Source organism: Hungatella sp. SL.1.14, from assembly GCF_024460495.1.
Taxonomy (GTDB): domain Bacteria; phylum Bacillota; class Clostridia; order Lachnospirales; family Lachnospiraceae; genus Hungatella; species Hungatella hathewayi.
In genome coordinates this window covers 105,198-128,972 of sequence record NZ_JANFYJ010000002.1, presented here as the reverse complement: position 1 = coordinate 128,972, position 23,775 = coordinate 105,198, and the positions used below count along the sequence as shown (strand labels likewise).

The 23,775-nt window shown below is 49.1% G+C and carries 20 protein-coding genes and 1 tRNA gene; 7 read left to right on the top strand and 14 right to left on the bottom strand.

Translation table 11 applies throughout. The annotated features are described in order from the left end of the window. Positions 1-106: 106 nt before the first annotated feature. The 4 genes from NE473_RS02850 to NE473_RS02835 form a co-directional block, all read right to left on the bottom strand. On the bottom strand, positions 107-1,561 hold the full coding sequence (locus tag NE473_RS02850; RefSeq protein WP_055650303.1) for a D-alanyl-D-alanine carboxypeptidase family protein: 1,455 nt from the start codon (positions 1,559-1,561) through the stop codon (positions 107-109). 169 nt (positions 1,562-1,730) lie between these two features. Further along, on the bottom strand, positions 1,731-3,047 hold the full coding sequence (locus NE473_RS02845) for a glycoside hydrolase family 28 protein (RefSeq protein WP_055650304.1): 1,317 nt from the start codon (positions 3,045-3,047) through the stop codon (positions 1,731-1,733). Between the two features lie 103 nt (positions 3,048-3,150). Next, positions 3,151-4,815: a VanW family protein gene (locus NE473_RS02840; RefSeq protein ID WP_242866141.1), complete on the bottom strand. Its 1,665-nt coding sequence runs from the start codon at positions 4,813-4,815 to the stop codon at positions 3,151-3,153. Between the two features lie 132 nt (positions 4,816-4,947). Next, positions 4,948-5,835 (bottom strand): LysR substrate-binding domain-containing protein, encoded by an 888-nt coding sequence (locus tag NE473_RS02835; protein WP_055650305.1) that lies wholly within the window; start codon positions 5,833-5,835, stop codon positions 4,948-4,950. 184 nt (positions 5,836-6,019) lie between these two features. On the opposite strand from NE473_RS02835, the gene NE473_RS02830 reads away from it, so the two are divergent. Next, positions 6,020-7,018: a YeiH family protein gene (locus tag NE473_RS02830; protein WP_055650306.1), complete on the top strand. Its 999-nt coding sequence runs from the start codon at positions 6,020-6,022 to the stop codon at positions 7,016-7,018. 65 nt (positions 7,019-7,083) lie between these two features. Here NE473_RS02830 and NE473_RS02825 read toward each other — a convergent pair whose 3' ends face one another. Genes NE473_RS02825 through NE473_RS02815 form a run of 3 tightly spaced genes read right to left on the bottom strand, consistent with a single transcriptional unit; the run spans position 7,084 to position 9,864 of the window. Continuing rightward, entirely contained in the window at positions 7,084-7,938 is an 855-nt protein-coding gene (locus tag NE473_RS02825; protein ID WP_055650307.1) for a DUF4261 domain-containing protein, read from the bottom strand. 9 nt (positions 7,939-7,947) lie between these two features. Continuing rightward, a complete protein-coding gene (locus tag NE473_RS02820) occupies positions 7,948-8,919 on the bottom strand; it encodes a magnesium transporter CorA family protein (RefSeq protein WP_022033039.1) in 972 nt (323 codons plus the stop codon). Between the two features lie 24 nt (positions 8,920-8,943). Beyond that, a complete protein-coding gene (locus tag NE473_RS02815) occupies positions 8,944-9,864 on the bottom strand; it encodes an NYN domain-containing protein (protein ID WP_006777257.1) in 921 nt (306 codons plus the stop codon). 170 nt (positions 9,865-10,034) lie between these two features. Here NE473_RS02815 and NE473_RS02810 point away from each other — a divergent pair, with 170 nt between their 5' ends. The 4 genes from NE473_RS02810 (at position 10,035) to NE473_RS02795 (ending at position 11,347) form a co-directional block, all read left to right on the top strand. Beyond that, on the top strand, positions 10,035-10,238 hold the full coding sequence (locus tag NE473_RS02810) for a spore coat associated protein CotJA (protein ID WP_006777258.1): 204 nt from the start codon (positions 10,035-10,037) through the stop codon (positions 10,236-10,238). After that, complete coding sequence (locus NE473_RS02805) at positions 10,238-10,534, top strand: spore coat protein CotJB (protein ID WP_002603201.1); 297 nt, start codon at positions 10,238-10,240, stop codon at positions 10,532-10,534. Before NE473_RS02810 ends, NE473_RS02805 begins: the two co-directional genes overlap by 1 nt. After that, positions 10,534-11,145 carry a manganese catalase family protein gene (locus tag NE473_RS02800; RefSeq protein WP_022033040.1) on the top strand — a complete coding sequence of 204 codons (612 nt, stop codon included), beginning with the start codon at positions 10,534-10,536 and terminating at the stop codon, positions 11,143-11,145. Before NE473_RS02805 ends, NE473_RS02800 begins: the two co-directional genes overlap by 1 nt. Before the next feature lie 129 nt (positions 11,146-11,274). Then, positions 11,275-11,347, top strand: a tRNA-Val gene (locus NE473_RS02795). A gap of 70 nt (positions 11,348-11,417) precedes the next feature. Here the strand turns inward: NE473_RS02795 and NE473_RS02790 are convergent. From NE473_RS02790 to NE473_RS02770, 5 genes are all read right to left on the bottom strand, one after another. Beyond that, on the bottom strand, positions 11,418-13,403 hold the full coding sequence (locus NE473_RS02790) for a beta-galactosidase (protein ID WP_055650308.1): 1,986 nt from the start codon (positions 13,401-13,403) through the stop codon (positions 11,418-11,420). A gap of 20 nt (positions 13,404-13,423) precedes the next feature. Further along, the gene (locus NE473_RS32770) at positions 13,424-14,464 is read right to left on the bottom strand and encodes a LacI family DNA-binding transcriptional regulator (RefSeq protein WP_055650309.1); all 1,041 of its coding nucleotides are present in this window, start codon (positions 14,462-14,464) and stop codon (positions 13,424-13,426) included. A 146-nt stretch (positions 14,465-14,610) separates the two neighbouring features. Continuing rightward, positions 14,611-14,919: a DUF3837 family protein gene (locus NE473_RS02780; protein WP_022033043.1), complete on the bottom strand. Its 309-nt coding sequence runs from the start codon at positions 14,917-14,919 to the stop codon at positions 14,611-14,613. Positions 14,920-14,935: 16 nt separating this feature from the next. Continuing rightward, positions 14,936-16,075 (bottom strand): AAA family ATPase, encoded by a 1,140-nt coding sequence (locus NE473_RS02775; RefSeq protein WP_055650310.1) that lies wholly within the window; start codon positions 16,073-16,075, stop codon positions 14,936-14,938. Further along, positions 16,075-16,893: an RNA ligase family protein gene (locus NE473_RS02770; protein WP_055650311.1), complete on the bottom strand. Its 819-nt coding sequence runs from the start codon at positions 16,891-16,893 to the stop codon at positions 16,075-16,077. The genes NE473_RS02775 and NE473_RS02770 overlap by 1 nt, the downstream gene beginning before the upstream one ends. A 685-nt stretch (positions 16,894-17,578) precedes the next feature. Between NE473_RS02770 and add the strand changes: the two genes are divergently transcribed. Together add and NE473_RS02760 are read left to right on the top strand one after the other, a co-directional pair. Beyond that, positions 17,579-18,601, top strand: a complete 1,023-nt coding sequence (gene add / locus NE473_RS02765) for an adenosine deaminase (protein WP_055650312.1) — start codon at positions 17,579-17,581, stop codon at positions 18,599-18,601. 45 nt (positions 18,602-18,646) lie between these two features. After that, positions 18,647-19,189 (top strand): DJ-1/PfpI family protein, encoded by a 543-nt coding sequence (locus NE473_RS02760; protein ID WP_070102793.1) that lies wholly within the window; start codon positions 18,647-18,649, stop codon positions 19,187-19,189. Positions 19,190-19,242: 53 nt separating this feature from the next. Here the strand turns inward: NE473_RS02760 and carB are convergent, their stop codons facing one another. Further along, positions 19,243-22,437 carry a carbamoyl-phosphate synthase large subunit gene (gene carB / locus NE473_RS02755; RefSeq protein WP_055650314.1) on the bottom strand — a complete coding sequence of 1,065 codons (3,195 nt, stop codon included), beginning with the start codon at positions 22,435-22,437 and terminating at the stop codon, positions 19,243-19,245. Then, positions 22,437-23,510, bottom strand: coding sequence for a carbamoyl phosphate synthase small subunit (locus NE473_RS02750; protein ID WP_006773070.1), 1,074 nt, complete (start codon positions 23,508-23,510; stop codon positions 22,437-22,439). Before NE473_RS02750 ends, carB begins: the two co-directional genes overlap by 1 nt. Positions 23,511-23,775 lie beyond the last annotated feature (265 nt).

Sequence of the window (23,775 nt, the reverse complement as noted above, 5' to 3'; positions counted from 1 at the left end):
CCTGGATAAGCGGTTAAAACCGAAATATCAAAACAGGCTGTACCGCCTCCCATTCCCGGGATAAGCAGTACAGCCTGTCTTTTTATACTTTTTTACTGATTCACTTCTATTTCGGTTTTTTATTTTTCTTTTGATTTTTCCCTTTACTACGGTCTCCCAGACGTTCTTTCAGCAAACGGTCGAACTCCTCTTCCGTCACGCCCTCTTCCCGGAGCCTCCTGCGTCTCTGTTCCCTGCGGAGCGCGCGCTGCTGCTCCTCTTTTTTGCGGGAATAGGATATATATGCTCCTCCCCCGGCAGCGGCTGCGATCACCACTAATGCGATGATCAGAAAGGGATTGATGGAAAATCCCTTCTTCCCATTCTCTTTCTTATCATCTGTTTCGGGCTGTGTCTCTTCCTGTGATTCCGGTTCTGTAACTGGTTCCTGCACTTCTTTCTGTGTTAAATAGGCGCCTCCTGCTTTTCGTCCGTCATAGGTATACTGGATGAATGCCACGCTTCTTTCCGGATGCTCGTCCGGGTAATCGGTCACCAGTGTATGCTCTAAATCCGTAAATGCCGCCCCTTCAGGAAGTGTCACCGCGCCTGCCGGATCGATCTCCAAATCAGCCGGAAGATAACTTTTTCCGCCTACGTCCACCGCGGCTTCCCCTTCCGTGTAGGCAGACTCATTCTCCGCCACATTGTAATTGGTAAAATGTTCAAATCCGAATTCCAGAAGCGCTTTACCGTCCAGATAATACTGGCCCGGGCTCCCTTTTAAAATAACAGAAATCAGCCGTTTCCCGTCCTTCTCCGCATAGGTAACCAGCGTGTTGCCTGCTTTTAAGAGATAACCAGTCTTACCTCCCTTTACAGGGGGATAGTAGTACTGGCTCGAAGAATCATTTGTGTTCAGAATCAGCTTATTTTCCGCATAAATTGTCAGACCTTCCGGATTATTGATCGTAGGCGGAAACGTGTGTTTTAACGCTGCGCTGATTCTGATAATATCCGGTTCCGCAAACGCCGCTCTGGAAATCGCTGCCATATCTCTGGCTGTTACATACTGTGTATCTCCGTTGAGGCCGGATGGATTGTCAAAATGGCTGTCCTTACAGCCCAGCGCTGCCGCCTTGTCATTCATCATTTTCACAAACGCTTCCTGTGAACCCGCCACATGCTCCGCCAGTGCGTTGGCCGCCTGATTACAGGAATGAACCAACAGAGAGTAGAGACAGTCCTCCACGGATAACTGATCCCCCTCCGCCACATTCAGCTTATTGCCGCTGTCAGACTCCACATTATAAACCGCACTGTTTGAAAATGTCACCATCTCGTCGAGTTTGCTGTGCTCCAGGACCAGAAGAGCCGTCAGAAGCTTGGTAATGCTGGCCGGCGGATACGGTGTATCGTACGCCTTACCTCCTAAAATGGCACCTGAGTCCATATCGATGACAACTCCCGCCTCCGCCTGTATATCCGGTCCCGCAGGCCACGCCGGCGCTGCGTACGCTGTCATAAGAAAACAGTTGCTGATCAGTGTCCAGCAGAGTATTTTTTTCAAAAAATGTTTCATTCCTTAATCCCCTCAATTATGTATAAACGCCCTGTTATTACAATCGTAAGAGCATTTTTTTAATTATACACTGGATTATTCGGCGTGTAAACAGACTTCTCAAATTTTAGAATGAACTGTAAAATGCCGGAAATGACTCTTCGGCCATTTCCGGCATTTTAATTGCCAGCTATCGGTTATCGTAACTGTCATTCTTCTCATCATGAGCCCCGGATACGGACACCGTGACATTTTGAAAGCCGATCTCCTTCGTATGGTTGATTACCCCAAACTCCCGGCACGCCAGTGATACATTTTTAAATACAACGTGCTCAACAGGCTGGTCCTCAAAGCCTTCTATATGGAATGCGCGGCTGATCCCGTTATAATCCGCTTCATTCCGCGCCGTTACATTCTCGATCGTTATATTGCTGACCTTTGTCTTCGGTACTGAATCCGGTATCGCTTCCAGAAGCTTTTTCCAGTGTTCCGGTATCTCTCCCTCATAATCACCGGGAAGTTCACAATAGCTGTATGCCGGATTCCAGTTTAAGAAGAAATGAAATGGATACTTCACATTGACCATGGAAAGGCCTTCTACCCTCACATCCCTGATATAGCCGTGTCTTGCAACGGAGGATTTAATCCGGAAGCCGCAGTCGGTTCCGTGGTAGCGCAGATTTTTCAGTGTAATCTGATAGACGCCGCCCGATACTTCGCTGCCAATGGTAACTCCAAAGCCTGCCCGGATCTCACAGTTCTGCACCGTAATATCATGGCAGGGGCGGTTTACACGGATACCGTCTGCATCTCTTCCCGATTTGATGCAGATGCTGTCGTCATTGCAGTCAGTGACACAGTTTTCCACCAGAACGTCGTGGCAGGAATCGATGTCGATCCCATCGGTGCTGGGACTTTCTCCCCCACACGATGTAATCTTTATGCCATCCACATGGATATGGTCACTGTAACAGATATGGATATTCCAGAAACCGGATCTCATTGATGTAATATCTTTCAGTGTGATCCGGGATGACTCCATAATCACCACATTCCTCACACGCATACAGTCGTAATCGCAGGCCCAGCGAAGCCCCTTTTTATCGTATTCGCCGCGCATTCCGCTCGTTCCGTCATCTCCCCAGTATTTCCGCCACCAATATTCACCCTGGCCGTCTATGGCGCCGTTTCCGCTTATGATCACATCTTTCTGCCCATTGCAGTTTAAAACACCGGGATACCAGTCCATCTCGATCCCTGCTGCCCTGGTCGGAATCACCGGTATCTTTGCCTCATCGGTAGTCCCCTTTAAAACCGCCCCATCCTCAAAATGGAACTCCATTCCGCTCTTCAAAAACAACGGTGCCGTCAGATAGGTTCCCTTTTCCAGAACCAGAATTCCTCCTGCCTGCGACGTCTCATCAATAAGTGCCTGAAGTGCTTCCGTAACCAGACGTTCCCCGGTATTGTCGATATGATATTCTGATGTTTTCCATACTTTTCTCATGAGAGTTCTCCCTTTCTGTCAAGCATTGTCCACTCTTTTTCTTTTTCTGTTCCTCTTTCCCTGGCCGGAAGACGTCAGACAGTATAATTGCGATTCTTTCACTCTACCCCGGAAAAGTCGGTACCACGACAGCATCAGCCGCCGGTGTCTGCTGGGATTGCGGCTCCTGCTGCGGTTCGGCCTCCGGCTGTGCTGCCTGCTGGCCCGCCTCCTGCTTCGGTGCTCCCTGCTGACTGATATCCTGCGGCATCCCTTCCTGCTGCCCAGAACTCCCGCCTTCCGCATTCCCGGCACCGGCTGCCTGTCCTGTATTCTCCTGCGTCTGTCCTCCTGCTGCGCTCTCGTTTGCTCCCGCCTCGGCAGAGTTCTCACCGGTGCCAGCCGCATTCTCATTCTTTTGAATCACCGATGCTTTACCGCGGTACGTCGTATTGTGAAGAGGTGTCTCTTCCACAACGTTTCCGTCCTTCGTCACTACGCGAAACGTCTTCCACACTCCGCCTTTCTGCCCCTGGTCAACGACCTTTTCCGTACCGGCCGGAAGCCCGTCATTAGCCTCATATACCGGCGCCGGAGGCTCGACGTCCCTCACCTTCTCAGAACGCATAGTCACCTTCACGCCATCCTCCAGAATTGGAAGTCCGACAATGGAGATCTTCAGTGTATTATCCTTTAAAGACGCGCGGACCGCCACTGTGGTCTGTGCCGAATTTACAAACTTAAGATCCGGTCCGGCATAGCCGTCAAAGCTGACCATGGCATCCTCTCCCGGCTGTATGTAACTCGGAGTAAAGCTGTGGGAATGACGTTCCGTCGCTGTGAGCCCCGAACTTACGATGGCGTTGTAAAGTGTGGTAGACACCTGACACACACCACCGCCCGGTTCCTCAATCAGCACTCCATTCCGATATGCACCGGCAGGCTGATATCCCTTGTCCTTCGTCCGGTTCCCCGTAGCCAGGTTAAAGGAAAACTCCTCACCCGGCTTTAAAATGCGGCCGTCGATTGCTTCCACCGCCAGGCGGATATTCTCATTCCGGTTTTTATTATTTGTCGTCTTCGTGGTAAAGCTTCCGATTACCTGGTACTGCTCCTTCGCCTGCGCCGCAGTGCGTTTCGGAGAAATCTCCGTAAATTCCGGTATCACGGCAGTATCATAAGTTCCTGCCTTCACTGCCTCCATAAGACTCTGTACCAGTTCGTCCTCATTGAGCGAGCTTCCTGCTTTTGCCTCCGAATACGTGTAGATACCGGTCTCCTTATCAAAAGAAGCCAGTTGGGAATCAACCGCCCCGCGGTTCCATTTCCCGGCAAGTTTTTTCGCAAGAACAGTGAAGGACTCCTTCAGTGAATCCGCATCCAGGGTAAATGTACCGGATTTCATCTGACCGTCCCCATAGATTTTATTCAGAAGTCCTGCGACCGCGTCTCCGGTTACTTCCTCCACAGACACCGTCTCATCCTGCCAGACAACTGACAGTCCCTTCATCTTTTCCTTCAAAAGCGTCTCGGCCTCTCCCCTGCTCTTACCGGTAATGTCAATTCCCTCGACAACTGTTTTTTCATACGCCGTTACCGTCTCTGCCAGATGTTCCGCTATGACTGCCGTACCGTTCTCTGACACGGAGGATTCCTGCCCTCTGACGCCTCCTCTCCGTCCAAACGCCAGACCTGCAGTTCCAAGAACCGCAGTTAATAAGATGACGGTTCCACCATACATTACCATTCTGGCCTGACGACGGCGTCTTCTCGATCTGCCTCTCTTCATATTTATCACTCCAATTCACACCATTCGCCGCTTTTAACGGCAAACTGTAACATTTATCATTTCAGTTTACACTGTAACAATAACAGATACAGTTGATTCTGTCAAGAGTGTTCTTTCAGAAAATAGAGGCCGTTACAGTTCATTCCCCCGAAGCAGGCGGTACAGTTCGCGGTAGTAGTCAGCGTAGATGCTGTCTTTTCTCCATATAAATGTAAAATCATGGCTGAGTTCAAAGTCTTCCAGCTCCACTCGCCTTAAGCTTCCCTCCTCCAGTTCTCTCTTAACAGCCGCCTCATACAAAAATGTGATTCCCCGTCCATCAGCCACCAGACTCTTGATGGCCCCAATGTTGCTGATCTCCATCAGATCCTCAAAATCGTGGATCAGGAGATTCTTGCCTTCCAGATACCGTTCAAACACATATCTCGTACCGGATCCCGGCTCCCGGATAAAGAATCGTTCCCGCGTCAGGTCCTCAATCACCTTTCCCTCGCTGTGAAACCGGTATTCCGGCGAAGCCACAATCACAAACTTCCCTCTGTCATAAACGAGAAAATCGTACTCTTTTTTTTGAAAAAAACCTTCCACCACTGCAAATTCGATCTCCCCCTCGTCAAGACTCCGCAGCAGGTCCTGGGTATCGGCTACCACCATTTTCACGGAAATATCCGGCTGGGCATCCATTAGCCGCATCAGGGCTTCCGGGAGAACGTACTCCCCCACGGTCATGGTCGCGCCAAACACGAGACGGCGTCCCCCGCCTTCCGACATCTGAAGCGCCTGCTTCAGATGCAGTTCGTCGTGCTGCATCGTCGTCGCCGCCGACAGAAGCAGCCGCCCCGCTTCCGTAAGTCCGATCTTCTTTCCGCTGTACTCAAACAGCTTCACCTGATAATGCTCCTCCAGATAGTGAATATGATGCGACACGGCAGGCTGGGTAATGTTGAGTTCCTCCGCCGCTTTTGTAAAATTCATACATCTGCATACGGCAAGAAATGTATCCATTCGAAAATCCAGCATCTGTACCTTTCTCCTTTCGTAAAATACTTCCATTTTTCATATCATAACATATATTTATCAATAAATAAATATTTAGAATTTTATTTAATGGTTATCCTTCTGTATAATGGTAACAGTTTCCATGGCCAAAAATTTTATCCCCATGATATCATGATCATAACAAACAGGAAAGGAATTATTATCTATGAAAAAATATACCGCAGGGCTTCTGATCTGTCTCGCCATCTCCGTTCCGGCCTGGTTTTTAGGCAGGCTCTTTCCGGTTGTGGGCGGTCCCGTCTGCGCCATCTTAATCGGAATGGCAATTGCCCCGTTTATAAAAGGAAAGGAACGTTTCCGCCCGGGAATTGCGTTCACTTCAAAAAAGATTCTTCAGTACGCCGTCGTTCTGCTCGGTTTCGGCATGAACTTATCCGTGGTTCTGGAAAAAGGAAGGCAGTCTCTGCCCATTATTCTGGCTACCATCACTACATCCATTCTCATTGCGGTTCTGCTCTACCGGCTCTTAAAGCTTCCTACGAAGAGCGCAATTTTAATCGGGGTCGGTTCTTCCATCTGCGGCGGTTCCGCTATTGCCGCAACTGCACCGGTCATTGAGGCGGATGATGAGGAAATCGCGCAGTCCATTTCCGTCATCTTCTTATTCAACATTGCCGCTGCGTTACTTTTCCCCGCGCTCGGCGCCGCTCTGGGGCTTTCCAACGAAGGCTTCGGGCTGTTTGCCGGTACGGCCATCAATGACACCTCCTCCGTCACAGCCGCCGCTGCCGCATGGGACGGTCTCTACGGAAGCAACACGCTGGAGGCTGCCGCCATTGTTAAGCTGACCAGAACTCTGGCGATTATCCCGATCACCTTATTCCTGGCACTTTACCGCACCAAAAAAGAACAGAGCGGCTCCGGCAATACCTTCCAGCTTGTGAAAATATTCCCGTTCTTCGTTCTGTTCTTCCTTCTGGCTTCCGTACTGACCACCGTGTTCCATCTCCCCGCCGCAGTTACGGGACCGCTAAAAGATTTAAGTAAATTCTTTATCATTATGGCCATGGCTGCCATCGGAACCAACACAAACCTGGTGACGCTCGTAAAAACAGGGATGAAACCAATCCTTTTGGGATTATGCTGCTGGATTGGAATTACCCTGGTCAGCCTGTCCATGCAGAGTTTTCTGGGCGTCTGGTAAGCACGTTCAATGGAAGCATACGCAATCCTTTCAGCAGTTCAGTCCCGCAATGGGACTGCTGCGGTTCACTGCGCAGGCATGAAGGCGATCTTCAGGCTCTCGCCTTCTACTGCCTCACCTTCCGATTTTGTAATCGGAAGCTTCTCATCTTCCGTAAAGCCAATTGTCTCCCCATCCTGTAACAGGACATCGTCGTAAAGCACGTAGCTGGCAATATCAAAGAGGAATTCGTGAAGTTCCGCCGGCGCTGCCGCGCTTTCCACCACCTCAATCTCATCTTTTCCAAAAGCGGTCATGCCATAAGTATAACCGTTCATCCCTTTTTCCGTCTGATACAGGCCGATATAAATCCAGTCCAGAATCGGATACGTCTCCTCTTCCTCTTTCATCTCCTCTGCCACGGCACAGTACATCTCCGGTTCAAACACGGTCCCGGAGGTATAAATTCCGAGAGCGTTCTCCTGCTTTAAGCAGGCCGAGGAAATCTTTACGTAGAGCTTCCCGGCTTCAAACGGATCCCGCTCCCTTCCCCCTATCACGGCAACCAGAATATGAGCCCGGTGTTCACTGGCGGCATCCACTGCGCCTTTCCAGAAATAGTTGGACTTAGCGTAGTATTCCGCCTCCCCTGCAGGCACAGGCGCCGGCATCAGGCTGATGGCCACCATATAATCATCAGCTTCGAAAACGATGGTATCGTTATCCGAATTCCCACAGTCTGACGCCTCCTGCCCCGGCTGATCGCTGTCCGGCTGTTCTCTGCCCATCGGTTCTCCGCCCGTTCCTTCCTCATCAGCCTCCAGATCCGGTACGCGGATATCCCACTCCTCCAGCAAGTCCCTTTTAAGCTTTTCTGCATCCCACACCGGGGAGGACAGAAGTATACTGCCGACAAACGATCCTTTTTCCTTTTTTTCCATCGTTTTCTCCTATAGTATTTTCTTTTTCTTAAAAAACCATATCTCCACCGCCACAATGGCGATACTCAAGAGAATCATCCCCACATATCCGTACTTCCAGTGAAGCTCAGGCATATTGATAAAATTCATCCCATACCAGCCCACCAACAGGCTGAGCGGAAGAAAGATCGTGGTTACCACCGTCAGCCAGCTCATAATCTGGTTCTGGTTTGAGGCAATCTGGGACTGATACATCTCCCGAATCTGAAACACATACTCCCGCAGCATCTCCACATGATCGTGCAGGCGGCTGGCCCTGCTGGCAAACATGCCAAAGCCGGTACATTCCCCCTCGGAAAACAGGTGATTGTCATTGGATTCCAGTTCCTCTCCCAGAGAAATCAACTGTTCATAGTAGGTGTGGAGAGCAAGCAGCTCCTTCCTGCTTACAATCACTGTCTCATAGAAATTCTTCGGCTGGTGATCCAGCAGCTCGTCCTCCATGTCCTCCAGCTTCTCCTCGTACTTCTGCAGGAAAAGCACATCGTTCCGGATCAGATAATCCATTAACAGAATCAAAAATCCCGCCGGAGCGGCAGCCGTCTCTTTCTCTTTTCCCGTTTCCTCTCCCGTGTGGCCATGACCAGCCCCTTCCTTCGACGCAATGTCCTCCATCCGTCTGAGGATATCCGTCATCATATCCCCTTCGTCGAGCAGAATCAGTTCTGTATCAGTCACATAGAAACCAAAGGAAAATTTCTCTCCCAATAAATCTTTCTTGTTCGGGATCATAAAGGTCCCCATCGTGCAGCCGCCGTACGCTTCCGCTTTACAGTAATGAATGTTCTCCATCGAATGCACCATAACCTTCCGGTGAAGGTACAATTCCTTCGTCTCCCGGAATTCCTCCAGCGTCATGACTGTAATACAGGTGCCGGCGCGGTTCCTGCCTTCTTCGTCGGAAAGTCTGGTCAGCCTGGTACCAAAGCTGTAACGCACCATCGTTATTCCCTCTTTCCTTTCGTACTACGCCTGTCTGATGAAGACGACTTTATTGTTTATCTTATTTTCCCGGATCTCCAGCTGGCTGATGCTCTGCACAAATTTGGAAAATGTGGAGTAGCCGTAATCCTTGACCTTGAAATCTCCGTATTTCCTGTGCATGCCGTTGCCCAGAGCTGCCAGCTCCAGACCGTTCTTTCCGCTGTTTTTCACCAGCTTTATGGCGTAATCATCCAGTTCCTGCTTTCTGGTGCGGTTGTCCTTCATACGAACAGTCACCACATTGTTGGATTTTTTCAGTTCAAAGCTGTCCATCTCCTCGAGAAACTTCGACAGCGAGCTGTATCCGTAGCTTCTGACATCAAAATCAGAGTACTTTTTGACGAGACGGTTCCCGATCTCACCCAGACCTGTCGCCTTGTTTTTGTCATCGTTTTCCAGAATAATGGAAGCGATATCCTGTTCAATCACTTCCCGGCCGACGGTCCCGCCGCCTACACTCTCCTCATCCTGGTCAAGCAGGATCTCTAAATTCGTGAACACGGTACAGGCGGCGCGGAATGATTTCGGAGTTTTCTCTTCTCCCATGCCGATGACTTCCTTCCCCGATTCCCGGAGCCGGCTGGCCAGCTTCGTAAAATCACTGTCACTCGAAACAATACAGAATCCATCTACGTTATCGGTATACAGCAAATCCATGGCATCGATAATCAGCGCAGAGTCGGTGGCATTCTTTCCCACCGTATTGGAAAACTGCTGGATCGGCGTAATGGAATTTTCCAGAAGCTCCTGTTTCCATTTTCCCATCTGGGAACTGGTCCAGTCTCCATAGATCCTTTTGTATGTAATGACGCCGTATTTCGTCATTTCATCCAGAATATAGCTGATGTACTTTGCTGAAATATTATCCGAATCGATTAGTACTGCAAATTTCTTGTCATTCAATGTTTTGATCTCCTGTTATCCTAGTGATATTTATTATTATATTTTATTCCGGCCCATTATACAATAAGGCAATTGGTTATTCTGGCATATTTTTTGCATCGTATTTTTATCCGCACGGCAGATACTAGAAGAGAAGAAACTTTACAACGCAACATGAAAGGAGTGTTCTTATGAATTTGAATTCAAACAGTTCATGTGGCTGCGGAAAATCCGACAGTGACAAAAGCACACCTGCCGCCGCTTTAAATCTGGCGATCGCGACAGTACCGATGCAGCCCTGGGAACAGCCGTATGAGCCTGCTGCCGCTCTGCAGCACGGAACAATCTTCCCTTGTCTCGACTTACCGTTTTATGTGACTGGAGGTGGCAAATAATGGCGGACCGCGAAACGATGTTAAAACAGATTAATGAAATCAGCTTCACAGTCAATGATCTGACCCTGTTCCTCGATACTCATCCACTTGATGACAATGCGTTAAAGGCTTTCAGCGACGCCATGAAGCAGAGGAAACAGCTGATGCAGACGTACGCGGAGAACTTTGAACCGCTGACCGTTGACTGTGTCTGCCCCGATACCAACAACAAATCAGAAACCCACACGAAGTATCCGGGACAGAAGCATTTTACCTGGTCTGACGGCCCGCTTCCGTGGGAAGGAGGTACTGTCTAATGTGGAATTATGAAAAACGACTTCAGTTTCCTGTAAAAATTTCGACTCCATGCCCGAAGACGGCATCTCTCATCATCACCCAGTTCGGTGGTCCTGACGGAGAGCTGGCCGCTTCCATGAGATATCTTTCCCAGCGTTACTCCATGCCATGCAAGGAAGTAGGCGGACTTTTAACCGATATTGGTACGGAAGAGCTGGCTCATTTAGAGATGATCTGCGCCATTGTCTTCCAGCTGACAAAGAATTTAACCCCGGAGCAGGCAAAAACTGCCGGCTTTGACGCCTACTACGTCGATCACACCACGGCTCTGTGGCCCACCGCCGCGGCAGGCGTCCCGTTTAACGCCTGTGAGTTCCAGTCCAAGGGCGACGCCATCACCGACTTAACGGAAGACTTAGCGGCCGAACAGAAGGCCAGAACCACCTACGACAACTTAATCCGCATCATCGACAACCCGGAAGTCAGAGAACCGCTCAAGTTCCTGCGCGAACGTGAAGTCGTTCATTTTCAGAGATTCGGCGAGGCGCTGGAGAAAATAAAGTCCAATCTGGATGCGAAGAACTTCTATTATTTCAATCCGGAATTCGACAAACAGTTTGTAAAGAAGTAACCCACTATAAAAAGCAGCGGTTGATTCATCCAATCGCTGCTTTTTTCTGTTCATCAAAACACAAACAAATTCAAAAATTCGAATAATTTTTCTTGCATTTTTCTGCCAACGTGGTAAAATAACTGTTATGGAGGTGTAGCTCAGCTGGGAGAGCGCTTGCATCACACGCAAGAAGTCGCAGGTTCGAGCCCTGTCATCTCCATGATCAAGAAAGATGCTGAAAACCTGTATTAATCAGGTTTTCAGCATCTTTCCGTTTCATCCGGTATTCCTCAGACATTTTTTTCTAGAATCTGCACTTCATACCCCTTCAGCGTTCCTGCTTCCCCGCCGTAGATCATCCGGTAGGCTGAATCCACCGTGTAGGTTCTCTCCCCTGCCGTATGATTCATGGCAAAGAGCCACCTCTTCCCATCCTTCTCTCTGGCGGCAAGCTCTACCCCCTCCTCTGCACTTCCCAGTTCCGTGATCCCTGCCGCATCAGCCATACAGCCGACCAGGGCGGCCATCAGAGCCTGGTCAGGTTCCGTTCCAACGTAATAGCAGCAGCCCTTTCCGTAATTGTTCCTCGTCACACAGGGCTCTCCCGCGTAGAATTCACCGGCGTAGACTGCCAGAACCTCCACACCCTCTCTCACCCGCATCAGATCACACCAGTTACGGGCCGTATACTCTGTATTTTGACAGATCACCGGTACTTTTACATCTCTCAGGCAGTCGTAATCCAGAACCTCAGAGCCGGTCAGTTCAGACAGACGCCCAGGAAGATCCCGGTCTGTCATACAGAGATTGGTATCGTTCTTGACCCCGGTTCTCATGGTAAGAATCAGATGACCGCCATTCCTCACGTAGTTAAAATAGCGTTCCTCCAGTTCCGGATTCATTAAATACTGGAGCGGCGCAGCCAGAAGCTTATAGTTCCCGAAGTCTCCGTCTTCCGGTACAAAATCGACCGGAATCTGCCTTTCGTAAAAAGCCCTGTAATACTCCTGAATCTGTTCAATGTACGACATCGCACGATTCTGCGGCTGAATCTGAAGGGCATAATTCTGGCGAAACGAGTATACGATGCCAACCTCCGGAACGGGCATGGAGCCTTCCAGCCTCTCCATCAGCGGCGATACATTCCGGATCATTTCCTTTAATTCGTGATATCTGCGGCCGGGATTTCCGCTGTGAGGCAGAATTCCGTGCCAGAACTGCTCCGTTCCCATGGCGCAGACTCTCCAGCGGAAATAGACTACTGCGTCGGCTCCGTGAGCCACCGACTGAAGCGACCACATGGAAAGCTGTCCCGGAGCCGGAGCCCGTCCCATCACTTCCCAGCCGGTAATTCCGGACTGCTGCTCCATAATCCAGAAATTCTGCTTCTTAAAACTCCTGACCACATCGAGCGCAGAGGCAGTCATATCTCCCCGTTCATGGGAAGCGTCGGCGAAAAATCCACCCGGATACTGATCGTGGCTGACAAAGTCCAGCTGTTTTCCCAGGTCATAATAGTTCACCTTATCGGCAAATCCCATATAATTGTGGGTGATAAAATGATTCGGGCAGTATCTGCGGATTATCTCCGTCTGTTCCTTCATAAAATCCACAATCAGGTCGGAACAGAAGCATTTCCAGTCCAGCATCGCAGATGGATTCTCACCTGTCACCGTAATCTTCGGAGTAAAAACCTCTGAAAATTCATTATATTCCTGACTCCAGAATGCAGTCCCCCAGGCTTCATTCAGGCGGTCCACAGTGCCATATTTCTTTTCCAGCCACCCCTGGAAGCTCTTTCTGCAGCTGCTGCACATACATAAATCGTGATGGCTGTTTCCCAGCTCATTATCCGGCTGCCATCCGATGACATTGGGATTATCTTTATAATGGATGGCCATGGCAGTTACAATTTTCCGTACAAATTCCCGGTAAACCGGATTTGACTGACAGTCATGGTGCCTTCCCCCAAATCCTCTCGTTCTTCCCTCCCGGTCCACCGGAAGAATCTCAGGATACCGGTTTGCCATCCAGGCAGGCGGCGCTGCCGTAGGCGTTCCTACAATCGTCCGTATGCCGCAGCTTCCCAGCAAAGCAATGGCATCATCCAGCCAGGAAAAGTCATACCTGCCCTCCTGAGGTTCCAGCTTGTGCCAGGAAAATTCAGCCATACGAACGACTGACAGTCCCATCTCCTTCATAAGTCTGGCATCGGTTTCCCACCGTTCTCTCGGCCAGTGTTCCGGATAATAGTCAACTCCAAAATGAATCCCCATCGTTTCCCCTCCTTGTATTGTTATCGTTTGATGGTTTTCATGCTCAGGTCTCTTACAGAATTCCCCTCAACCAGATACGGCTTAAGGGAGTTAAAAAAGGTTACTCTCCGTCCCTCAATCATGTCCAGAAGCGTGCTGACACAGCACTCTGCCTGTTCTTTGATGTTGAGGGATACGGAAGAGAGAAAGGGCGTCACATACTTTCTGTTCTCAATTCCGTCGATACCAAGAATTGAGAGAGCATCGGGAATCCGGATGCCCATCTGTTCAAAACGCCGGATCATCCCCAGCGCAAACTCATCGTTAAAGCAGATGACGGCTGTAGCGTCACAATTACGGGCCAGAAACTGGTCCGCACAGTTCATCCCCTCCTCAAAGAAATTTTCTCTGGCAAAGGGCAGACGCGCTTTTCCGGTATTATCGATCACATAATCTTTTAACCTTTTTCCATAAACCGGCCTCATCTGATTTCCAAAGGCCACATGCCTTGGATTGACCCTGCTGTCTCCAAAAAAATCATAAGGAGTTGCAAAGGCTGTTTTTTTATGTCCCATCTTTTTTAAATATGCCAGCCCGATCTCCACTGCATCGTGTGTATCCACATCCACATACGGAATCCGTTTCAGACTGACAATGGGGGAACCATAGGAGGCGGTTACGATGGGCATAAAAAACTGTTCCCCAAGAAGTGCCTGCACCTTCTCCGCCACAGTATCATTCTCCACAATCATGCCATCCATCAGCATGGTCTTAACCCGCTCCTCGTTAAATTCAGAAAAAAGGAACATCGTATACCCCCGCTCCGCGGCATAATCGGACATATAATTAAAAAGTTCCATATAAAAGGAATTGTAAATATCGGCTCCAAAAAAGCATAACTGATACGTCTGTCTGTTTTTCAAAGAATGACTGAGTGGATTCGGCCTGTATCCCAGTTCCTCCACCGCCTTGTAAATCGCTTCTTTCTTATCCTTTGCAACGTATCCCCTGTGATTCATGGCCCTGGATACTGCGCTGACTGATACTCCTGCCCTTTTCGCCACATCTTCTCTCGTGATCACGGAATCATCTCCCTCCTCACTCCCTATTTTACCGTATCTGTCATTTATTTCAATTCTTTCTTATGTGCACAGATGAGTCATAGTGCATAATCCCAAAAAATATGCGCCAGAGTCTTGTGAACTCTATGCGCATATTTTTCGAATCCCTATTTCTGTTCTTCGTAACTGTATTTCAACAATTCATAGATTTCATCCGTCACCGGATCATCCTTAAAATATCCATCCAGCAGACTGATTATCTTCTCCGCAAATTCCGATGGAGCCTGACGTCCTTTCAAAGCGGCGTTTAAATCGGCTTTCATCTCGCTGACCATCTCCCGTTTTTCCGGAATCGGCAGACCATATAATTTGCAGAGCATGCCGATTGCCGCACATGCCTCATTGGGTGAAGTGAGCGGCGCATTTTCGAACCGCGTCTTGATCTCCACCGCCTGCTTATTGATATAAAAAACCATAACATTCTCCTCCTGTTTACCGCTGCGTACCACCTGCCAGATAATTCGTGCGGTACGCTTCCACACACTCTGCCATGTCCATCTTGTGGATCATGCGGTTAATTACATCGACCGGCACGCTCCTGTCCCGAATCATATTCCGTTTCAGAATTTCTGCATAGGGCATTTCCAGATACTTAAGATTCACCCTGGCGCCATAGGCCGCGCACATCCTGCATACCTTCTGCCGGTTATCCAGAATCAGATTCGTAGCATTCCAGACAAAGGGAGTCTTGGCCCGCAAATACGCCTTCGCCCGCTCCCTGGCTTCCGCTGCCACCGGCCCTGACGGCTCATCCGGCCGGATCCCCATTTCAGCCCGGATAGCGTCAAGTGAAACTACAGGAAAGCCTGCCAGTTCTTCACTTATGTACGTATCCTTTCCCGCCAGCGGAAGGCCCGCCATCACATAGACATCGAATTCCGATGCGTCATAAAGCCTGTCTCCGTACCATAAATCTCTTTTCTCAAAATAGGAAAAACGCGTGTACTCGTTGGCAAAAGAAATCTTCTTTCCGTAACACCCCAGTTCTCCTGCATACGTTTTAAAGTACTCCGTGGTTTCCAGCGCATTCTTCTGATCAGAACACACCCGTCCCTGTACATCAGACCTTCCGAGCTGATACAGAAGCGGCAGGGAGACGCTTTCCGCCGCCCGTATCAGATCATAAGAGGGATCAGCCTTTTCCATAAACAGAAGCGGCAGCCCATGATAACGGATCAGCCACGCGGTCTCTTCCCGCATGGAAAACGGAATCTGAAACCGTCCCTCCAGTTCCCGGTAACAGACCTCCCGAAATGCCTTCGCCCCCGCAATCGCGTGACCGGGGGAAATAATTCTTCCCGAAGGATCCTGCATGGTCCTGCTCTTCTTGCCGATGTCATGGTACATGGCTGCCATATAGAGCACCGCTCTGTCCCGTTTATTTAAATTTTTCCACTCTGTTCCCGAAACCACGGCCCGGCAGACTCTTTTTGTATGCTCCAGTACACTGCCCTCACCGTGGTATTCCGGATCCTGCGCTGTCTCATCCAGTGCCATAAGTCCGGGAAATTCCGGCAGCAGCGCTTCCCATTCATACCCCTTTCGTTCCAGGAAATCCTCCAGCTTTTCCATCAGAGACCACTCTCCCCTCTGCCAGCCGGATTTTCAAACAAATGGATTCCCGGTGCCAGCCTGTTGGGAATCACGGGGCGGTTCAGCCAATGAGTCTCAGAATCGAGAATCGTATTTAAGAATGTACTTCTCACATATTTAAACCGGTCCGTTACCATATCGTCCTCTTCGACCTTAATATAGATTCCTTCCATCAGGTCGGACCTATCCGTCTGCCGTTTCACCAGATCCCAGTTCTGCCCCTGTTCTTCGCACTGCTCCCTCAGAGATTCCTCATACCGGTCCGATTTGAAATGCGATCTGCCCAGATAAGAGACCAGTTGATTCAGGGAATCCAGACGGCCCTCATACAATACGAGAACCGATTCCACAAAGGGACACTGCCTCAACAGCTTTCTTCTGGCCGCAGTGCTTAGATACACCCCGTTCTCTTTATCATAGATATCAAACTCCATGAAGTAATGAGTAAGCCGGTCATAGTATACCGTATGCTTGGCATACAGCCATTCCCCGTACATGACGTAGCGTTTTTCCAGCATCTCATATAATTCCGTCTGAAAGCAGCCGGCCCACGTCTTGAATAAATCGAACTGACGCTCACCGTAGCCGCCGTTTAAAAAATGGCCTCTGCTCTGAAGCATCAGTTTTCCCTGATCAGAAAAACTGATTCCGCAGTTGGCTCCATCCACCTTTTCCTCCAAAACGACAAATCGATTCCGGATCTCTTCAAATCTCACATTTTTTAAATCCTCATCTCCCGCCTGGATTCTGGAGCCCTCAATATGACGGGTTCTCGGATACTTATAAATCATTTCCATTGTTATTCACTTCTTTCTCTCTATGTTCCCGTTTTTACACCACGGCTTCATTCTTCCTGTGAAACAAAAAAGCTGTGGCCCATACCTATCCACAACACAAACAGACGAAAAAGAAGTTCTTTTTCGAGCGTGTGCACGGTGTAAAAGTATCGTTTATAAGGGTATCAAAACAAGACGGCCCGCATAATGCGTTCCATCCCAGGTTACAGATTCGCTTATAAACTAACCATTACATCGTTCTCACCCTCTCTTATTGATCCAGGGTAATATTACCATCAACCGGGGGGAATTGTCAATTGTTACTGTGCCGCTGAAAACAAGGTTCCATCTAATGCATTTTTCTGCAATAAAATACATCTGTAAGGAATCCCTTTATCCGGTAACTTACAGATGCATCTTAATTTTAATAATACAAAAGTCAATATACATTTTTTCCATATAAATATTTAACCATCGTCCTTTCACTGAAGATTATTTGTTTGCCAACCACATGCTTTTACCTATTCTTTTATTGCATTTTTTAATCAAAGTGATAGAATGATTGATATCAATCGGTGATTTCAGAGGAGATCTCCTGTAGAAGAGCCTGTATCCTGTCGATTCAAATAATGCCTGTAAAATTTTATGAAAAATGAGATTTTATGAAATACAACTATAAACCATGAATCAGGAAAGGAAGAATGACATGTCACAATGTAAAGTTACAAAAGAATTTATCTATGGTTTACCCAAAGCAGAGCTTCATCTCCATTTAGAAGGAACTCTGGAGCCGGAATTAAAGCTTCATCTGGCACAGAAGAACAACATTGATATTGGACAGCATACCATCGAAGAGGTGAAAGCAGCGTATCAGTTTGATTCCCTGACATCATTTTTAAAAGTCTATTACCCTGCCATGAATGTTCTGCAGCATACAGAAGATTTTTGTGCCCTGGCATTGGATTACTTGAAAAAGGCCAAGGAACATAATATCAAATATGCGGAGCTGTTTTTCGATCCACAGGCTCATACATCACGCGGCGTCCCCATTGAAGCTGTAATTAATGGATACTATGAGGCAACACAGCAGGCCCGTGAATTTGGAGTAGAGGCAAATCTGATTATGTGCTTTTTGCGTGACATGTCAGCAGAATCAGCGATGGAAACTTATCTTGCCGCATTGCCTTACCGCAGCAAATTTATTGGTATCGGCCTCGATTCCGATGAACGCGACAATCCGCCGCAGAAGTTTGCACAGGTTTTTGCTCTGGCAAAAAAAGACGGCTTCCATATCACCATGCACTGTGATATCGATCAGGAGGGCTCCATCGAGCATATCCGCCAGGCACTGATGGATATCAGCGTGGATCGACTGGATCACGGAACCAATATTGTAGAAGATCCCTCTCTCGTCGCCTATATAAAAGAAAAAAAGATCGGTTTAACCTGCTGTCCTGTATCCAACAGCTTTGTAGTGGACGATATGAAGGGCAAAGAAATTCTGGAACTGCTGCATCAGGGAATCCAGGTAACCGTCAACTCCGATGATCCGGCATATTTCCAAAGCTATATTTCCGATGATCTGTATAGCCTCGCTGAGGCTTACGAACTGTCTCGGGAAGATGTGATTCAGATCGTCAAAAACGCCTTCTCTATTTCCTGGATTTCAGAAGAAAAGAAGAATGGTTACCTGAAAATGGTTGACGAATATGTGGCGTCATTTGAATAATTATTAGATCATCTTTCAGTTTAAATACCAATGGAGGAGCATTCAATGACGAACTATATTCTCATTTATGACGATTGCTGTTTCTATGAAATTGTACTTTTGGGGTATTTCATGAGATATTCCAATATGGGGGAACAGCCATGCTCCTACTGCATGGCCGTACCGGCAGAAGGTCCGCACAGGGACACAATCCGGACAGCAGAAGGATTCCGAGTTCAGGCCGACACTTATTTAGAGGATATCGATCCGGAGGAAGTAACATCCTTCATCATCCCGGGCGGCGATATCTCCCGTGTCAGGGGAGAGGACTTAAGCGCCTTCCTTCACAGCCTTGACCGGGACAAATCCTGTATCTTCGCCATCTGTGCAGGCGTCGATCTTCTGGAGGAGTACGGTTTTCTGGAAGGAAAAAACAGCATTCGGACAAGCCCGGAACTGGCTGTGAGCGACGGACTTCTCGTCACCGCCAGACCAAACGGATATGTGGACTTTGCAGTAGAAGCAGGTAAGGCAATCGGCCTGTTTACAGACGAGGCCGACATTGCCGAGACTCTGGACTTCTTTAAATTCCATAAATCAGAGAGCTAAATCAGAACGGCAGCCACAGGTATTTCCCCCTGTGACTGCCGCCCGTCTGCCATTTAAACCGTTGCAATATCAATCAATGTCAATTCATTTGCCCTGTTTTCCATACTGGTCACAAGGGCCGCCGCCGTATCGAGTGAGGTCAGCACGTTTACGCCTGTCTCGATGGCATTTCTTCTGATTATGAAACCGTCACGGCTCTTATCCGCACCCTGCGGCGGGATATCGATAACCAGATCGATCTCGTGTCCCAGAATCAGATCCAGCAGGTTCGGGGACTCCTGTTCCAGCTTTCTTACCGCCAGCGCCTTTACTCCATGACTGTTTAAGAACTTCGCAGTTCCTGCGGTGGAGAAAATCCGGTATCCCTGTGCCTGGAATCTTCTTGCTATATCCACGGCCTCTTCCTTCTCGGAATCGCGGACCGTGATAATCATATTTTTATACTTCGGAAGGCGCACGCCTGCTCCCTCAAATGCCTTATAAAGCGCCTCATTGAAGGTCTTCGCAATTCCCAGACACTCTCCGGTAGACTTCATCTCCGGCCCGAGGCTAATATCGGCGCCACGGATTTTTTCAAAGGAGAATACCGGCATCTTGATGGCGATATAGTCCGCGGAAGGCTGAAGTCCCGGCGTATAGCCCAGCTCCCGGATGGTCCGTCCGCAGATGATCTGCGTCGCCAGCGGCACGATGGGGATTCCGGTAACCTTGCTGATATACGGCACGGTACGGGAAGAACGCGGATTCACCTCGATGATGTACACGTCGTCTCCGTCCACAATGAACTGAATGTTGATCATTCCTTTCACGTGAAGGGCTCTCGCCAGCTTCTCCGTATAGTCTACTAAAGTCTCGATGTTCTTCTCTGTCAGATCCTGAGCCGGATAGACGGAAATACTGTCGCCGGAATGAATACCGGTCCTCTCGATATGCTGCATGATTCCCGGGATCAGAATGTCGGTGCCGTCACAGATGGCATCAACCTCGATCTCTTTTCCCATGATATACTTATCTACGAGTATCGGATGCTCCTGGGCAATCTGGTTGATGATTCCGATAAATTCGTCCACATCCTGGTCGCTGATGGCGATCTGCATGCCCTGGCCGCCTAAAACATAGGATGGACGGACCAGCACCGGATATCCCAGCTTATGGGCCGCTTCTTTAGCCTCTTCGGCAGTGTAAACCGTATGACCCGCAGGTCTCGGAATACTGCATTCCTCCAGAATCTTATCAAACAGCTCCCGGTCCTCCGCCGCATCCACATCTTCCGCGGCCGTACCGAGAATCGGAACACCCATCTTCATCAGACTTTCCGTCAGCTTGATGGCCGTCTGGCCGCCGAACTGAACCACTGCCCCATCCGGCTTCTCGATGTCCACGATGCTCTCCACATCCTCCGGTGTCAGCGGCTCGAAATACAGCTTATCCGCAATATCGAAGTCGGTACTTACCGTCTCCGGATTATTATTTACAATAATCGTCTCATAACCCTCTTTGCTGAACGCCCAGGTGCTGTGAACTGAACAGAAGTCAAACTCGATCCCCTGGCCGATACGGATCGGGCCGGAACCGAGGACAAGCACCTTCTTCCGCCCGCTGGTATATGCGGCTTCATTCTCGCTGCCAAAGCAGGAATAGTAGTAAGGCGTCTCCGCCGCAAATTCAGCCGCGCACGTATCCACCATCTTAAACGCGGCCACAATGTTGTTATCCTTACGCATCTGATGAATCTCCTGTTCGGAGCTTCCTGTCAGTCTGGCGATGACGTTGTCCGGGAACTCGATTCTCTTGGCTTCTCTCAGCAGATCCACCGTCAGCGGTCCCTTCTTAAGCGCCTCTTCCATCTCCACGATGATCGCCAGCTTATCGATAAACCAGACATCGATCTTTGTGATCGCATGGATTGTATCATAAGTGAAGCCGCGTCTTAACGCCTCCGCAATCACCCAGATTCTCCTGTCATCCACGAGGGCCAGCGTCTCTTTTAATTCCTCGTCGGAAAGCCCCGTAAAATCATAGGACATCAGGCTGTCAACATGCTGCTCTAAAGAGCGGATCGCCTTCATTAAACCGCCTTCAAAATTCGTGCAGATGCTCATGACCTCTCCGGTCGCCTTCATCTGGGTTCCCAGTGTCCTTTTGGCACTGATAAACTTGTCAAACGGAAGGCGCGGCATCTTGACCACGCAGTAATCCAGCATCGGCTCAAAGCTGGCGTACGTCTTCTTCGTAACCGCATTCTTAATCTCGTCCAGGGTATAGCCCAGCGCAATCTTGGCCGCAACCTTGGCGATCGGGTAGCCGGTAGCCTTGGAAGCCAGCGCGGAAGAACGGCTCACACGCGGATTTACCTCGATGACGCAGTATTCAAAGCTGTCCGGATTCAGGGCATACTGTACGTTGCAGCCGCCGGTGATTCCCAGTTCGCTGATGATTTTAAGTGCTGAGGTACGCAGCATCTGGTATTCCTTGTCGCCCAGAGTCTGGGAGGGAGCCACTACGATGCTGTCCCCGGTATGAACGCCCACCGGATCGATATTTTCCATGTTGCAGACGGTGATTACATTTCCCGCGCCGTCGCGCATTACTTCATATTCAATTTCCTTCCAGCCCGCGATGCAGCGTTCCACCAGAACCTGGCCCACACGGGATAAACGAAGGCCGTTTTCCAGAATCTCCGCGCACTGCTCCGGATTCTCAGCGATACCGCCGCCGGAACCGCCCAGTGTATAAGCAGGACGGAGAACTACCGGATAACCGATCTCTGCCGCGATCTCCAGACCGTGTTTTACATCCTCCACGATATCAGAGGGTGCTACCGGCTCACCGATCTTTTCCATGGTCTCCTTGAACATCTCACGGTCTTCCGCCTTTTTGATCGTGAGAGCCGTGGTTCCGATCAGACGCACATTGTGATCCCTAAAGAATCCGGCGTCCTCTAACTCCATGGCAAGGTTTAATCCCGCCTGGCCGCCCAGAGTCGGGAGCACACTGTCCGGTTTCTCTTTCAGAATCAGCTGTTCCACCACTTCCACGGTCAACGGTTCGATGTAGACCCTGTCTGCAATATCCTTATCCGTCATAATGGTCGCCGGATTGGAGTTTAAGAGAACAACCTCGATGCCTTCCTCTTTTAAAGAACGGCACGCCTGGGTTCCCGCATAGTCGAATTCTGCCGCCTGGCCGATGATGATCGGGCCGGAGCCGAGAACAAGTACTTTTTTAATATCAGGATTCTTCGGCATTACTTTCCCTCCTCCATCATGTTTAAAAATCTGTCAAATAAGTAGCCGGAGTCCAGCGGTCCCGGACATGCCTCCGGATGGTACTGAACTGTGAAAATATTTTTATTTACGTATTTTAAGCCCTCATTGGTGCCGTCGTTGACATTGACAAACGCCGGAACGGCCGTCCCCGGATCGATCGTATCCATGTCCACCACATAGCCGTGGTTCTGTGACGAGATGTAGACGCGTCCAGTCTCTAAATCCTTGACCGGATGGTTTCCGCCGCGGTGACCGTATTTTAACTTGTGAGTATCCGCCCCTGTAGCCAGCGCCATCAGCTGATGGCCGAGGCAGATGGCAAAAATCGGAACATCTGATTCATATAATTTACGGATTTCGGTGATAATATCCGTACACTCCTTGGGATCTCCAGGTCCGTTGGAAAGCATGATTCCGTCGGGATTGCCTGCCAGAATCTCTTCCGCCGCCGTCGTGGCCGGGTATACGGTTACCTGGCAGCCTCTTTCATTTAAAGAACGGGCTATGTTCATCTTGGCGCCTAAATCGAGAAGCGCCACCTTCTTTCCATCTCCCGGAAGCACGTATTTCTCAGCGCAGGTGGTTTTCTTCACCACACCGGTAACTGAATATTTTTTCATGCGGGCAACAGCCTCATTACAATCAAAATTTTCATTGGTTGTAATCATGCCGTTCATGGTACCTTTTTCTCTTAAGATTTTTGTTAGGGCTCTCGTATCGATACCACTGATACCTGGAATATCTTGTTCCTCTAAGAAATGCTGAATGGTATCCCCGCTTCTGAAGTTGCTGGGGATTCTAGATAATTCTCTGACAATGTAGCCGTCCGGCCATGCTTTCCGCGATTCCATATCGTCACGGCAGATTCCGTAATTACCAATAAGCGGGTACGTCATCACCACGGCCTGCCCTGCATACGAGGGGTCGGTGAGGACTTCTAAATAACCGGTCATGGAAGTATTAAATACGATTTCGCTGATCACTTCCCTCTTCGAACCAATGCTGGTCCCTGTGAATACGGTTCCGTCTTCCAGTATTAAAAAAGCTTTCATACGTAAAGTCCCAATCCTTTCTTAATGCTATGAGTTATGCTGTATACTATGGGTTGTCCGGGCATTCTGAAAATCAGCCCAAATTGAATAGATTATACATGATTTCACGACATTTTTCAACTCTTTTCTTCACGATTGTCTGCCTATCTTTTCGCGTGACAGACCCTTTCTTTTAAACATATTATACAATTTCCACTTTACGCCATGAATATGGATGGTTCTTCCGGCCGTGGCTTTTACATCCTGAAGGAAAAACCGTCCTGGC